The 13,670-nt window shown below is 71.3% G+C and carries 11 protein-coding genes; 1 reads left to right on the top strand and 10 read right to left on the bottom strand.

All coding sequences use genetic code 11. The features are described 5' to 3' along the window. Nucleotides 1-46 precede the first annotated feature (46 nt). The 7 genes from LPW41_RS14720 to LPW41_RS14690 all read right to left on the bottom strand — a co-directional run bounded on the left by LPW41_RS14720 (nucleotide 47) and on the right by LPW41_RS14690 (nucleotide 7,797). Nucleotides 47-487: a cupin domain-containing protein gene (locus LPW41_RS14720; RefSeq protein ID WP_230705255.1), complete on the bottom strand. Its 441-nt coding sequence runs from the start codon at nucleotides 485-487 to the stop codon at nucleotides 47-49. After that, complete coding sequence (locus LPW41_RS14715) at nucleotides 484-1,047, bottom strand: pyridoxamine 5'-phosphate oxidase family protein (protein ID WP_144834595.1); 564 nt, start codon at nucleotides 1,045-1,047, stop codon at nucleotides 484-486. Before LPW41_RS14715 ends, LPW41_RS14720 begins: the two co-directional genes overlap by 4 nt. Before the next feature lie 131 nt (nucleotides 1,048-1,178). Further along, entirely contained in the window at nucleotides 1,179-2,897 is a 1,719-nt protein-coding gene (locus tag LPW41_RS14710; protein WP_144834597.1) for a beta-galactosidase, read from the bottom strand. A gap of 13 nt (nucleotides 2,898-2,910) precedes the next feature. Then, nucleotides 2,911-4,431, bottom strand: coding sequence for an alpha-N-arabinofuranosidase (locus LPW41_RS14705; RefSeq protein ID WP_154097616.1), 1,521 nt, complete (start codon nucleotides 4,429-4,431; stop codon nucleotides 2,911-2,913). A 72-nt stretch (nucleotides 4,432-4,503) separates the two neighbouring features. Continuing rightward, nucleotides 4,504-5,853, bottom strand: a complete 1,350-nt coding sequence (locus LPW41_RS14700; protein WP_230705254.1) for a sugar ABC transporter substrate-binding protein — start codon at nucleotides 5,851-5,853, stop codon at nucleotides 4,504-4,506. A gap of 88 nt (nucleotides 5,854-5,941) precedes the next feature. Then, entirely contained in the window at nucleotides 5,942-6,877 is a 936-nt protein-coding gene (locus LPW41_RS14695; RefSeq protein ID WP_187358484.1) for a carbohydrate ABC transporter permease, read from the bottom strand. Continuing rightward, entirely contained in the window at nucleotides 6,874-7,797 is a 924-nt protein-coding gene (locus LPW41_RS14690; protein WP_144834602.1) for a carbohydrate ABC transporter permease, read from the bottom strand. The genes LPW41_RS14695 and LPW41_RS14690 overlap by 4 nt, the downstream gene beginning before the upstream one ends. Nucleotides 7,798-7,910: 113 nt before the next feature. Here LPW41_RS14690 and LPW41_RS14685 point away from each other — a divergent pair, with 113 nt between their 5' ends. Continuing rightward, nucleotides 7,911-8,954, top strand: coding sequence for a LacI family DNA-binding transcriptional regulator (locus LPW41_RS14685; protein ID WP_187358483.1), 1,044 nt, complete (start codon nucleotides 7,911-7,913; stop codon nucleotides 8,952-8,954). A gap of 41 nt (nucleotides 8,955-8,995) precedes the next feature. Here LPW41_RS14685 and LPW41_RS17120 read toward each other — a convergent pair whose 3' ends face one another. From LPW41_RS17120 to LPW41_RS14665, 3 genes are read right to left on the bottom strand one after another with little or no spacing between them, the layout of a single operon-like run. Beyond that, nucleotides 8,996-10,585 (bottom strand): DapH/DapD/GlmU-related protein, encoded by a 1,590-nt coding sequence (locus LPW41_RS17120; RefSeq protein ID WP_154097615.1) that lies wholly within the window; start codon nucleotides 10,583-10,585, stop codon nucleotides 8,996-8,998. Continuing rightward, nucleotides 10,582-11,688, bottom strand: coding sequence for a substrate-binding domain-containing protein (locus tag LPW41_RS14670; protein WP_230705253.1), 1,107 nt, complete (start codon nucleotides 11,686-11,688; stop codon nucleotides 10,582-10,584). The genes LPW41_RS17120 and LPW41_RS14670 overlap by 4 nt, the downstream gene beginning before the upstream one ends. Continuing rightward, nucleotides 11,685-13,613, bottom strand: a complete 1,929-nt coding sequence (locus LPW41_RS14665) for a heparinase II/III family protein (protein WP_230705252.1) — start codon at nucleotides 13,611-13,613, stop codon at nucleotides 11,685-11,687. The genes LPW41_RS14670 and LPW41_RS14665 overlap by 4 nt, the downstream gene beginning before the upstream one ends. Nucleotides 13,614-13,670: the final 57 nt, after the last annotated feature.

Below are 13,670 nucleotides of genomic sequence, written 5' to 3'. Positions count from 1 at the left end.
TCGAAGGGTGATTCCGGATGCCGCGCGCCGCGGCATCCGGAATCTTCTACGCCGAAGGGCCCCAGGGCATCGGCCGCTCGGGGTCGCGCGTGCTGTCGTCGGGGATGTGGGGGAGGGCCTCGCCGCCCGCACGGATGCAGAGCCAGCGCAGCTCGCCGTCGCTCTCGGGCAGCGCGCGCCAGGTGCGCCACACGTCCTGCCCGACCCGCACGACGCTGCCGGGGTCGACGTCGACCACGTCGTCGTCGAGGCCCATCTGGCCGCGCCCTTCGAGGAACACGTACAGCTCCTCGACGCGGGTGTGCGTGTGCCAGTACCCGGCCTCCTCGCCGGGGGCGAGGGCGTTCGCGGTCATGCCGATGAACTGCATCGTCAGCTCGTGGTCGACCACGCGGCGCCCGTCGCGCGAACGGGCGGGGGCGAAGCCGCCGAAGTGGTCGCGCCAGGCGTCGAGCCCGCCGATCTCGGTGATCTCGTAGTCGCTCATCGGTTCTCGCTCTCGGGGGAGGTCAGCTGCCAGCCGTCGTCGGTGCGACGGTAGATCGTGCGGAGGTGCTTGCGGTCGGAGGAGCCCTGCCAGAACTCCACGCGGTCGGCGACCAGGCGCCACAGCACCCACTCGCCCGGGCCGATGCCGTCGCGCGCGGCGGCCGAGCGCGCGGCGAGATCCGCCGCCGACTCCTCGGCCGAGGCCTCCACCACGCGCCCGCGCACGCGCACGGAGCGCAGCACCGCCGGCCACCAGAAGGTCAGCGCCGCCGCGGGATGAGCGGCGAGCTGCGCCGCCTTCGCCGAGGCGCGCGGCCCGGCGAAGGCCCATCCGCCGGGTCCGAGGTCTTTGAGGATCAGCGTGCGGGCGTCCGGGATGTCGTCGGCATCGACCGTCGCGAGAGTGGCACCGTGCGCCTCGGCCACGCCGGCGTCGACGGCCTGCCGGATCCACCGCTCGAACAGCTCCTCCGGCTGGTCGGGGAGGGGCTCGGCATCCGGAGTCGGAGCGGTGCCGGTGAGGGAGGGGAGCGAGCGGAGCCAGGGGGCCATCGTCATGCCTCCATCCTGCTCCTCCTCGGGCGTGCTCCGCGTGGGCCGTGTCACGAGGACAGGACGCCGCAACGAGAACAGGCCGATCCGCGGGGGACCGGCCTGTTCTCGACGCACGCGCCTGTTCTCGTGACGTGTTACTCCTCGAGCTGCCCGAGTGACGGGGCGGCGACGAAGCGCGCGACGGGCTCGACCGCGTGCTCGAGCTCGAGCACGACGATCTCGTTCGCCCCGGCGCGGGTCGCGGGGCCGGGCACGTAGAGCGTGTTCTGCGGCACGGTGTTCCAGTAGCGGCCGAGGAAGAAGCCGTTGACGAAGGCGAAGCCCTTGCCCCACCCCGTGGTGTCGAGGAACAGGTCGGCGGGGGCATCGAGGTCGAACGATCCGCGCAGGAACGCCCGGCCGATCGAGCCGGTGCCGGCGCCTTCGACGGTGTCGAGGTCGATGGGCGACGCGGTCCAGCCCGTGAGCGGTTCGCCGTTCAGGGTGACTGCGCCGATCAGTCCCTTCGCCTCGCCGAGGCGGTCGGCGTAGTTCACCCGGCCTTGGTCCTCCACGAGCACCGTCAACCGCGAGCCGGCGGGGATCGTCAGCGCACGCTCGTGCAGCGCGCGCGACAGGCGACCGACGGGAGTGCCGTCGACGTGCACCCACGCGAGGTCGCGCACCTCGTCGAACACCACCGCCGCGGGGCCCGAGAACGCGGGCAGGTCGACGTCGTAGCGCACGAGGGGCCCGAGGTGCGCGAGCTGCTCGAAGGTCGCGGGAGCGGGCGAGACGGGACCGGTGGCTGCCGGCATCCACTCGCCCTCGCCCGACAGGGCGACCTCGAAGACGGGCGCATCGGGCCGGGGCTCGGGGACGAGGTCGGGCACGGGCGCGTACTTGGCGATGACCTCGCGGAACGCGTGGAACTTCGCCGTCGGGTGGCCCGACTCGTCGATCGGGGCGTCGTAGTCGTAGGACGTGACGATGGGGTCGTAGCGGCCCTTGTCGTTCGCACCGTTCGTGGTGCCGAAGTTCGTTCCGCCGTGCACCATGTAGATGTTCACCGAGGCGCCCGCGGCGAGCAGCACGTCGAGGTCGTGGGCGGATGCCGCGGGGTCGGTCGTGTGGTGGATGCTGCCCCACCAGTCGAACCACCCGTCCCAGAACTCGCTGCACATCAGCGGGCCGGTGCTCTGGTGCTCTCGGAGGGTCGCGAGGCGGTCCTCGCTGCGTGAGCCGAACGAGCCGGTGAGGTGCAGTTCGGGCAGGCTCCCGGCCTCGAGCATCCACGGCATCGGCTGGTCGACGGTGGTCAGCGGCACCGTGATGCCGGCGTCCTTCGTCACCCGCACGAGCTCGCGCAGGTAGTCCTTGTCGGAGCCGTAGGCGCCGTATTCGTTCTCGATCTGCACGAGCACGACGTTGCCGCCGCGGTCGATCTGGCGCGGGGCGACGATCTCGTACACGCGACGGAGGTACTCCGACACCGCCTTTATGAACTGCGGTTCGGAGCGACGGATGCCGATGCCCGGCGTCGACGTCAGCCACACGGGCAGCCCGCCGTTGTGCCACTCCGCGCAGATGTAGGGGCCGGGTCGCACGATCGCGTGCAGGCCCTCTTCGGCGATGAGGTCGAGGAAGCGGCCCAGGTCGTTCCACCCGGTGGCATCCCACTCGCCGCGGACCGGCTCATGCGCGTTCCACGCGACGTAGGTCTCGATGGTGTTCAGCCCCATCGCCTTGGCCGTGCGGATGCGGTCGGCCCAGTGCTCGGGGTGGATGCGGAAATAGTGCAGGGTTCCGGAGATGACCTGGTGGGGCTTCCCGTCGAGCAGGAAGTCGGTCTCGCCGATGGAGAAAGTCGTCACGGTGTCTTTCGGGTCAGTCGATGAGGCGCGCGGTCAGGCGCACCCAGGCGAGGGCGGGGAGGGTGAAGCGCAGGATGCCGTCGGAGCCGGCCTCGACCGCGAGGGTCGCCGGCGCGACGGGCTCGCCGTCGGCGGAGTTGGTGGTGTGGCGGTCGCCGCCTTCGGGGATCGTGACCACGACCGCCTCGACGTCGGCGACACGGCCGAGGTCGAGCTCGACGGGGGTCGCCGCGTCGAGGGCGCGGTGCGCGAGGAACACCGACACGGCATCGCCGTCGACGGTCGCCACGGCGTCGACCGCGTCGACGGTGCCGTGGCGGGCGGTGTCGATCGTGTCTCCCTCGACGCGGGGGTGCACGACCCGACCGGTGGCGGCCGGGGCCGTCAGGGCGAAGGGGTGGAACGTGCTCTGCCGCCAGGCGGCGCCGCCACCGGGCTCGGTGCGGATCGGCGCGATGACGTTGACCAGCTGCGCGAGGTTCGCCATCGAGACGCGGTCGGAGCGGCGGATGAGCGTGATGAGCAGGGAGCCGACGACGACCGCGTCGGTGACGGTGTAGTCGTCTTCGATGAGGCGCGGGGCGATCGGCCAGTCGCCGGTGAACACGCGCGGCTTGTCGACCTCGTTCCAGCGGGTCTGGTTCCAGACGTTCCACTCGTCGACGCTGATGCCGATCGTGCCGCCATCGGGGGTGGTCGCGCCGACCTCGTCGATGATGTCGGCGACCTCGCCGATGTAGCGGTCGAGGGCTGCGCCGCTGGCGAGGAAGCTCGCCGGGTCGGAGGGGTCTTCCTCGTAGTACGCGTGCACCGAGATGTGGTCGACGAGACCCGCCGTGTGGCGCAGCACGCTGCGCTCCCACGCGCCGAACGTCGGCATCTCGTGGTTCGAACTGCCCGCGGCGACCAGCTCGATCGAGGGGTCGAGGAAGCGCATCATGCGCGCGGTCTCGGCGGCGAGGCGGCCGTACTCGTCGGCGGTCTTGTGGCCGATCTGCCACGGGCCGTCCATCTCGTTGCCGAGGCACCACAGGCGGATGCCGAAGGGCTCTTCGCGGCCGTTCTCACGGCGACGGTCGCTGAGCGCGGTGCCGGAGGGGTGGTTCGCGTACTCGAGCAGGTCGGCGGCCTCGGCCACACCGCGGGTGCCGAGGTTGACGGCCTCCATGACCTCGAGCCCCGCGGCATCCGCCCACTCGGCGAACTCGTGCAGGCCGACCTGGTTCGTCTCGGTGCTGTGCCACGCCGCCTCGAGGCGCACGGGGCGCTGGTCGCGGGGGCCGACGCCGTCTTCCCACCGGTAGCCCGAGACGAAGTTGCCGCCGGGGTAACGCACGACGGTCGCGCCGAGCTCGCGCACGAGCTCGAGCACGTCGGCGCGGAAGCCGTTCGCGTCGGCGGCGGCGTGCTCGGGGGAGTGGATGCCGTCGTAGACGCAGCGACCCATGTGCTCGACGAACGAGCCGAACAGGCGGCGGGGGACCTCGGCTCCGAGCGCCGTGCGGTCGACCGAGATGCGGGTGGGGGAGGTCATTCGGGTCTCTCCTGCTGGAAGGGAAGGGCGGGTCGCATGCGTGCACGCGACCCGCCCCGGTGTTCTGCTGACTTACTTGTTGACCGAGAAGCCCTGGTCGTTGCCGTACTGCACGAGCTGGTCCTGCCAGGTCGAAAGCCCCGCGTTCAAGTCGCTCTTGTTGGCGTAGGCCTGGCCGACGGTGTCGCTGAAGATGCTGTTCGCGTAGACCTGGAAGGGCAGGTAGCTCCAGCCCTCGCGGACCTCGCTCGAGGCCTGGGTGAGCACCTCGTTGATCTTCTGTCCGCCGAAGTAGTCCGAGGCCTGGTCGACGAACTCCGAGTCGCTCAGCTGAGCGGTGGTGGAGGGGAAGCCGCCCGACTCCGCGAAGATCTTGATGCTGTCTTCGTCGTTGTTCAGCCACTTCAGGAAGCCGGCCGCGAGAGCGGGGTTCTTGCTCTGCTTGACCACGGCCTGACCGCCGCCACCGTTCTCGGCCGTGACGGGCGTGCCGTCGTAGGTCGGGATGGGCGCGACGGCCCACTTGCCGGAGCCCTCGGGAACCGAGGCCTCGAGCGAGCCGGGCATCCACGCGCCCGTGATGAGCGTCGCGATCGAACCGTCACCGAGGCCCTTGAACCACTCGTCGCTCCACGCGGGGGTGTCGGCGAGCAGGCCGCCCTCGATGAAACGGTTCCAGTTGTCGGCGAAGGTCTTCGAACCCTCGTCCTGCAGGTCGACGGTCACGTCGGTGCCGGAGGTCTTGAAGGGGGTGCCGCCGGCCTGCCAGATCATGCTCGTGGCGAAGCCGGAGTCGCCGGTGTCGGAGGTGATGTACTTCGACGGGTCGGCGGCGTGCAGCTTCTGCGCTGCGGCGTAGTACTCGTCCCACGTGGTGGGCACGGAGATGCCGAACTGGTCGAAGACCTCCTTGTTGTAGAACAGGGCCATGGGGCCCGAGTCCTGCGGGAGGCCGTAGATCTTGCCGTCGAACTGCACCGAGTTCCACGGCCCCGAGCTGTAGTCGCCCGAGAGGTCGCCGAAGCCGTAAGACGACAGGTCGAGCAGCGAGTCGGAGAGGGCGAACTGCGGGAAGGCGTAGTACTCGATCTGCACGACGTCGGGGGCGCCCGAGCCGGCCTTGATGGCGTTCTGCAGCTTGGTGTACTCGTCGGTGTTGGTGCCCGCGTTGACGAGGTTGACCTTGACCTTGGGGTACTTCTCCTGGAAGGCCTTGACCTGCGCCTCGGCCGAGGGGGTCCACGACCAGTACGTGATCTCGCCGCCGGCCTCGAGGGCCTTCTCGATGTCGTCGGCCGAGCCGGCGGCACCACCCCCGGCGCCACCTCCCGAGCACGCGGTGAGCGCGCCCACCGACAGGGCGGTGGCGGCGACGGCGAAGACGGCCCGCCGCGCGGCGGATCCCTTGCGCATGAATGTCATCGGATTCCTCTACTTCGTTGTTGTGGATGTGGTGCGGGTGCAGGTGCGGCGACCCGGAACGGATGCCGCGGGGAGGGGAGTCAGGGGGTCACTGCTTGACGCTGCCGGCGCTCAGGCCCGACTGCCAGAAGCGCTGCAGCACCAGGAACGCGGCGACGATCGGGATGATCGACAGCAGGGCGCCGGTGATGACGAGGTTGTAGATCGGCTGGGCGCCGACGCCGGTCGCCTGGGCGTTCCACTGGTTGAGTCCGACGGTCAGCGGGTACCAGGCCGGGTCGCTCAGCATGATCAGCGGGAGGAAGTAGTTGTTCCACGTCGCGACGACGGCGAACAGCAGCACGGTGACGATGCCGGGGGTCAGCAGCCGGATCGAGATGGTGAAGAAGGTGCGGAACTCACCCGCGCCGTCCATGCGCGCCGCCTCGAGCAGTTCGGTGGGGATGGCATCCGAGGCGTAGACCCAGATGAGGTAGAGCCCGAACGGGCTGATGAGCGAGGGGATGATGATCGCCCACGGGGTGTTGGTGAGTCCCAGCTGGCTGAACAGCAGGAAGGTCGGCACCGCCAGCGCGGTTCCGGGCACGGCGATCGCGCCGAGCACGACCGCGAAGACCGCCTTGCGACCGCGGAAGTTGTACTTGGCCAGGCCGTAGCCGGCGAGGGTGGCCAGCAGGGTCGCCCCGCCCGCGCCGACGACGACGTACAGCAGCGTGTTGCCGAGCCAGCGCACGAAGATGCCGTCGCGGTAGGTGAGGGTCGCGGCGATGTTGTCGAACAGGGCGAAGCTGTTGCCCGGGCCCAGGCCGAACGTGGTGAACAGGTCGGGCTGGGTCTTGGTGGCGTTGATGAGCAGCCAGGCCAGCGGCACGAGCGTGTACAGCAGGTACAGGCCCATCACGATGCTCAGCACGACCGACTTCTTGCTGCGCGGCGTGGAGCTGCGGGCGAAGCCACGGGGACGGCGGGCCGCGGGGGCGGTCGCGCTGACGGTATCGGTGCGGGGTGCGGTCGCGGTGGTCATCGCGCCTCCTGACGTGAGCCGCGCAGCTGCACGACGTAGGCGATGACGGCCGTGACGATGCCCATGATGATGGCGATCGTGGCCGCGTAGTTGTACTGCTGACCGGCGAACGAGAGGTTGTACGCGTACATGTTCGGCGTGAAGAACGTCGAGATCGTGTTCGGGGCCAGGGGCTTGAGGATGTTCGGCTCGTTGAAGAGCTGGAAGCTGCCGATGATCGAGAAGATCGTCGCGATCACGATCGCGCCGCGGACCGCGGGGATCTTGATCGAGAAGATGGTGCGCCACGCTCCGGCACCGTCGATGGATGCCGCTTCGTACAGCTCGTTCGGAATCGTCTTGAGCGACGAGTAGAAGATCAGCATGTTGTAGCCGACGAACTGCCAGGTGACGATGTTGCCGATCGACACCAGCATCCACTCGGGCACGAACGGCTGCACGACGTTGCCGCCGAGCAGGTCGTTGAGGTTGCGGGTGAGACCGAACTGGTCGCCGTAGATGTACCCCCACATCAGCACCGCCACGACGGCGGGCACGGCGTAGGGCAGGAAGATCACGATGCGGTAGAAGCCGGCGGCGTGCAGGCGCGCGCTGTCGATGGCGAGCGCCGCGGCCAACGCGAGCAGCAGCATGACCGGCACCTGCACGACGAGGAAGATCGCCACGCGCCCCAGGCCGTCCCAGAACTTCTCGTCGCCGAGGGCGGTGACGTAGTTGTCGAGGCCGACGAAGGCGTTGCCGCCGATCAGCTGGTCGCGGAACAGGCTGAGGTAGATCGAGAACGCGAGCGGGGCGAGGAACACCAGCGCGAATACGAGCGCGAACGGTGCCACGAACAGCCAGCCGCGGTCGTCGATACGGGAGCGCCGCTTGCGTTTCGGGGTGCGCAGGGCGGGCGGGGGTGCCGCGGTGGTCGTCATCGTCCGGTGCCTCTTCGTTGGTGCGCATCCGAGTCGGGGTGGCTCGGATGTTGACGTAAACATAACCAGGTTCGCGCTAGGGTGTCAACGTCAACATCCCAGAGGGGGCCCGCATGAGCGAGACGACGACGACGTCGCCCGCGATCCCGGCGCGAGGGCGCCGCCGCGAGGTGTCGATGGCCGATGTGGCTGCGGCCGCGGGCGTGTCGGGCCAGACGGTCTCGCGCGTGGCGAACGGTCGCACCAACGTCGACCCCGACACCCGGCAGCGCGTGCTCGATGCGATGGCGACCCTCGGCTACCGCCCCAACAGCGCGGCGCGGGCGCTGCGCTCCGGGCGCTTCCGCAGCATCGGCGTGATCATGTTCTCGCTCAGCTCATACGGCAACACGCGCACCCTCGACGCCCTCGCGTCGGTGGCCGCGGCATCCGGATACTCCATCACGCTCATCACGCTGCACTCCGCGTCGCAGTCCGACGTGTCGGGGGCCTTCCTGCGCCTGCGCGAACACGCCGTCGACGGCATCGTGATCCTCATCGAGACGCACCGCCTCGGCGAGAACGAGCTGTCGATCCCCTCGGGGTTGCCGGTCGTGGTCGTCGACTCCAGCGCCGACTATCCCTACGCGGTCGTCGACAACGACCAGGCGCAAGGCGCCCGGCTGGCCACCGAGCACCTGCTCGACTTGGGCCACGAGAGCGTCTGGCACGTGTCGGGCCCGCTCGAATCGTTCGCCGCCGAGCGTCGTCGCGTCGCCTGGCGAGCGGCCCTCGAGTCACGCGGATGCCGCGTGCCCGACGTGCTCATCGGCGACTGGACCGCGGAGTCGGGCCATCGCATCGGCGCTGATCTCGCGCAGCGACCCGAGGTGACGGCGGTGTTCGCCGCGAACGACCAGATGGCGCTCGGGGCGATCCGCGCCTTGCACGAGGCGGGTCGAGCCGTGCCGGGCGAGGTCAGCGTGGTCGGTTTCGACGACATGCCCGAGGCCGCGAACTTCTGGCCCCCGCTGACCACCGTGCGTCAGCGTTTCGAGCGGGTGGGCGAAGAGGCCATGAGCGCTTTGATCGCCGACATCGAGGGATCCGGCGGCGAGCACGCCCGCACCCTCGTCCCCACCTCGCTGGTCGTGCGCGCGAGCTCCGGCCCGCGCTGACGCCCCGGACGACGCGGGTTCCGTGGGGCCTCGCGCGGGCCTCAGAGCGGTGCCGGCTCGGGCCGGTGCACCCCGCGCGGGCGAAAGCCCAGGGCGTCGGAGGCCTCGAGCAGGTCGGCGAGGTGCCAGACGATGGTGAGCCACATCTCGGTGCCCTGCAGCCCCGGATCGTCGGCGTCGAGGCGGAACGCCGCGCCGGCGCCCTCGCGCCAGCCGGTGAGCGCGTGACGCAGCAGCTCGCCCGCCAGTTCGCGCACCTCCGCGCGGCGGTACCCCGTCTGCCGGGTGAGCCAGAGGGGGTGGGCGATGTCGAGCACCGTGCACGCGTCGCGGCGGTCGGGGCGCATCCACCGGTCATCGCGCGCGTGGCGCAGCACGGTGTCGATGACGGCTTCGGGGTGGGCGGGCGCGACGCCGAATTGGGCGAGGGTCCCGCGCGAGGCGCGGTAGAAGCCGTTGACCACCAGCCGCAGTCCCTCGTCGGGCCGGGCGGAGCCCCACATGCCGGTGCCGGGATCCGCGCGCAGCGCGAGCCACCCGAAGAGGGCCTCCGCCGTCCCGGGGGCGACGGGGTCGCCGCGCCGGCGGCTCCACCGCAGGGCGGTGCCGAACGCGTCGACGTGATGGCCGGCCCGCCAGGGATCGTCGGTCCACGGCAGGTCGTCGAGTCGCGCGACGACGGCAGCCGCGTCGTCGGCGACGTCGACGAACGGATGCCGGAACCCGGCGCCCAGCAGATCGAGGGCGTACCCCGCGCTGAGTACGCCGTAGGCCGCCTCGGGGTCGTCCCAGAGCGAGGCGGCATCCGTCATCAATCCCGTGTGCGGTCGCTGCTGCCCCGCGATGCGTTCGACCCATTCGTCGCGCGAGCCGCCCGGCGGAGGCTCCGCCGTCAGCAGGTCGCTCAGTTCGACCGCGTCGCACAGCGCCCGCAGTGACGAGGCGGCGCCCGCGCGATCGCGGAAACCGTCGTCGGTCGCGCTCGCCGCGAGGATCGCGGGAAGGTCGGCGCGCGCGGTGTCGGCGAACCGGCGCAGGTCGTCGTGCAGGGAGGGCGCAGCGGATGCCGGCTGCACGCGCCACCGCAGCAGCCGGGCCGGATTGCCGCCCACGATCGCGCCCGCCGGCACGTCCTTCGTCACGACCGCCCCCGCCGCGAGCACCGCGTGGTCGCCGACCGAGACGCCGTCGAGCACCACGACGTGCGAGCCGATCCAGACGTCGGAGCCGATGCGCACGCCGCGCGAGGTCAACGGTTGGCGGAAGACCTCCACCCCCGGCTCGAACGAGTGGTTGAACCCGATGATCGAGGTGTGCGCCCCCACGCGCACCGCATCGCCGAGGTGCACGTCGCCGCGCACGACCGTGTACGGGTTGATCGAGCAATCGGCACCGATCCGCAGCGACCCGGTGAGGTACGCCCCCGTCGCGATGTACGAGCGGTCGCCGAGGGTGAGGTCGTCGGCATCCACTCCTGCGTGCTCCGACACGAACACCCCGTCGCCGAGCGACCACCCCGGGTGCGCGGTGCGCAGCTCGTCGAGGTGCGCGCCCTGGCGCCGCCGTTCGGCGGGTGACGCCGCGCCGGGGAACGTCCACGGCGAGAAGTCGTGGGCCGCAGGGCCTGTCATGACCGCGGGGCCGCCGTCGAGGCGCGGATGTTCAGGCGCGGGCTGAGCTGCACGCGGTGCACGGGACGGTCGGGCTCGGCGATGCGCCGGGCCAGCAGCTCGACGGCCGCCTCGCCGACGCTCGCGCGCGGCGGGCTGACGGCGGTGAGAGCGGGGGTGAACAACTGCGCCACCTCGTCGTCGTACGCGATGATCGACAGGTCGTCGGGCACCGAGATGCCGCGGGTCAGGGCCAGGTCGACGAAGGCCATCGCCTCGGGGTCGGAGTGCACGAGCAGAGCCGTCACCCCGGTCGCGAGCGCCGAGTCGAGTGTGGCGTTGACGACGGCGGAGAAGTCGGGGCTCGTGCGGTCGGGCAGGGTCTGCTCGAAGTGATCGGCCGGCGTGAGCTCGAGCTCCTCGCACGCCGTCTGCCAGCCGCGCGCGATCTTGCGCGAGGTGGGGGAGTGGCGCGACAGGATGAGCCCCACCTTGCGGTGGCCGAGGGTGGCGAGGTGGCGTGCGGCCAACAGCGCGCCGAGGGCGTGATCGGTGGTGACCGACTCCATCGGCGTCCCGCCGGGCTCGAGCACGGCGTCGCGTTCGACGAGCACGCTGGGCACCGGGCAGTCGGCGAGCCAGGCCATGACATCGCGGGCGTGGGCGGTGTCGGTGTTGGGCGCGACGATCAACCCGCGCACGTCGCCGCCGGTCACGAGGCGCTCGAGCACGGGGCGTTCGTCCTGCAGCTCGTACGAGGCGCCGCGCAGCAGCATCTTGTACCCGAGCCGGCCGGCCGCGTCTTCCATCCCCCGCACCACCCCGGGCCAGTAGTAGGCCAGTGAGGGCACCAGCACGGCGATCGAGCCGACAGCGGTGTCGGCGCCGTCGGCGTCGTGCGCGGACCGCGCGGGCGCGGTCTCGCCGGGCACGGCGCCGCCGTGCACGCGGCGCAGCACCCCCTCCTTCTCGAGCTGGGCGAGGTCGCGCCGCAGCGTCACGGTGGCCACACCGAGGTCTTCGGTCAGCTGCGAGATGCGCACGGCTCCCTCGGTGCGCAGGGCGCTCACGATGTGGTCGCGACGCTCTGCGGCCAGGGGCGCATGCGGGGTGGTGTCGGTCATGGGGTGTCCTCGGTCGGTGTGTCCAGTTCTACCGTGAGCCGGAACGTGGTGCGGGATGCCAGGGGCAGGGCGAGCCGCGTGAGTCGCGGTCCCCACACCTCGGTGAGCAGGGGGTCGTCGAGATCGCGCACCTCGGCGCGCGCGTCGATGTCGTCGGGCCACCGCACGCGGACGGCGCGGCCGTCGGCGATCGGGCGGACGAGCGCCGCGCCGGTATCGAGGTCGACGTCGCCGGCGACGACGAGGTGCAGCACCGTGTCATCGCTGGTCGAGGCGCCGTCGTCGAACCGCCAGTCGTCGGCGATCTCGACGCGTGCGGCATCGCGGTCGAGCTCGGCGCGTCGTCGCCACTCGGCGAGCCCGGCGTCGGGATACGCCCCGGCCAGGTCGACGGAGAAGACCGAGCGGTCGTCGCCGATCACGGCTGCGGCGTCGCGGGCCGCGGCATCCGCCCCCGGAGGCTGGTCCGTTCCGCGCACGACGGGCACGTTGTGCCACGCGCTCTGCATCGTCCAGATGTCGTAGCGGTCGGGGCCGAAGGTGGCCGCGGTGTAGGTGGGGCGCCCGGCATCGACGATCACCGGCACGCCGTCGACCGCGATGACGAACGAGCCGACGTCGTTGTGGTTGTGGTGCTCGCCGTTGTGGCCGCCCTTGGCGACGAGCGCGAGTCCGCGCGGGGTTCCCGCGCTCTCGCGGGCGAGGAAGACCTGGGTCGAGGGGAGCCATACGTCGCGGGGGAGAGGCGCCTCGGTCGGAGCCGCCGCGAGCCAGTCCGGGTCGGTGAGCCCGCGCAGCAGCCGTCCGAGGCCCTCCCGCTCGGTCGCCGCCGGTGCAGCGGGGAGGCGATGCGAGGCGGCCAGGGCGGCGGCATCCGCGTCGCCGAACCGGCGTGCCGCGCGGTGCAGGGCGTGCCAGGGCTGGTCAGCCGGCGGACGGGCCTGCCCGTCGGCGTGGTTGACGTACCAGTCGCCGCCGAGATGGCTGCGGTGCGGAAAGGCCACGGTCTCGCGCAGGGCTCCGATGCCGGTGGCGTCCCAGGCCCCGTCGGTCGCGTGGGCGAGCACGTCGAGCACCTCAAGGGCACGGCAAGCGCCGTTCCACCAGTAGGCGTAGCCCTCGTCGATCGCGCCGTCGGCGGGGAGGGAGGCGACGTAGCGGTCGAGTCCCTCGACGGCGAGGGCGATGATCGCCGCCCGTTCCTCCCCTTCGTCGGGCTGGTCGAGCAGGCGGAGTGCTGCGACGACGATGTTGCCGTGGATCCACGGATTCCAGTTGTGCACGTCGCCGTCGAGCCCGATCCAGTGCCAGTCGCGCCGTCGCAGGAACGGCTCGAAGATCCGCGTGCGCGCCTCGTGCCGCACGCGGGCGCGCAGGCCCGGGGCACGCTCGTCGAGGGCGGAGGCGAGCAGGTGATCGATCCAGGCGAGCTGCGCCACCGCTTCTCCGGCACCGAGGTCGACGAACGGGTCGGTGACCGTGGCGAGCACGGACCCGTGCATGCGGAAGCTGTCGTCGTGCGCGGGCCAGCACCACGAGCTCTGCTCGCACAGCATCACGACCCCGTCGACGACCTCGTCGATCCAGGTCTCGTCGAGGGTCACGGCGGCCAGAGCCGTGACGCGGCTCAGCCGGCGCTGGCGGGCGAAGGCGGCGTCCTCCCAGGCCGTGCGGTCGCCGTCGCGGTGCACGCGGGCGGCGTCGCTCGCGCGGGGGTGGGGCCAGGCGGTCGTCCGCTCGGCCTCCGCGATCGAGCGAACGGCCTCGATGCCGGGGGCGTCGATGATGCCCCCGCGAGCCCAGGTGTCGCGGTCGGTCGCCGGGCGGAGGGGGAGCGCCTCATCGGGGTCGCGCAGCACGGTCGCAGCGGGCGCCGTGAACGCCTCGGCGAGGGGCCCGCGGAACACGGGGGACGGGAACGACATCGATCTCCTTCAGCGGGGTGGGCCGCTAAATCGATCATAAACGATCAGGACCATTCA

The sequence above is a fragment of the Microbacterium sp. JC 701 genome (assembly GCF_021026215.1).
In the GTDB taxonomy this organism is placed as follows: domain Bacteria; phylum Actinomycetota; class Actinomycetes; order Actinomycetales; family Microbacteriaceae; genus Microbacterium; species Microbacterium algihabitans.
This window is presented reverse-complemented; position numbering and strand designations above follow the sequence as displayed.

Excerpts from the sequence above, each read along its gene's own strand:
- LPW41_RS14705 (WP_154097616.1), bottom strand. The coding sequence starts at position 4,431 with ATGACCTCCCCCACCCGCATCTCGGTCGACCGCACGGCGCTCGGAGCC.
- LPW41_RS14700 (WP_230705254.1), bottom strand. The coding sequence starts at position 5,853 with ATGACATTCATGCGCAAGGGATCCGCCGCGCGGCGGGCCGTCTTCGCC.
- LPW41_RS14690 (WP_144834602.1), bottom strand. The coding sequence starts at position 7,797 with ATGACGACCACCGCGGCACCCCCGCCCGCCCTGCGCACCCCGAAACGC.
- LPW41_RS14685 (WP_187358483.1), top strand. The coding sequence starts at position 7,911 with ATGAGCGAGACGACGACGACGTCGCCCGCGATCCCGGCGCGAGGGCGC.
- LPW41_RS14695 (WP_187358484.1), bottom strand. The coding sequence starts at position 6,877 with ATGACCACCGCGACCGCACCCCGCACCGATACCGTCAGCGCGACCGCC.
- LPW41_RS14665 (WP_230705252.1), bottom strand. The coding sequence starts at position 13,613 with ATGTCGTTCCCGTCCCCCGTGTTCCGCGGGCCCCTCGCCGAGGCGTTC.
- LPW41_RS14670 (WP_230705253.1), bottom strand. The coding sequence starts at position 11,688 with ATGACCGACACCACCCCGCATGCGCCCCTGGCCGCAGAGCGTCGCGAC.
- LPW41_RS14715 (WP_144834595.1), bottom strand. The coding sequence starts at position 1,047 with ATGACGATGGCCCCCTGGCTCCGCTCGCTCCCCTCCCTCACCGGCACC.
- LPW41_RS17120 (WP_154097615.1), bottom strand. The coding sequence starts at position 10,585 with ATGACAGGCCCTGCGGCCCACGACTTCTCGCCGTGGACGTTCCCCGGC.
- LPW41_RS14720 (WP_230705255.1), bottom strand. The coding sequence starts at position 487 with ATGAGCGACTACGAGATCACCGAGATCGGCGGGCTCGACGCCTGGCGC.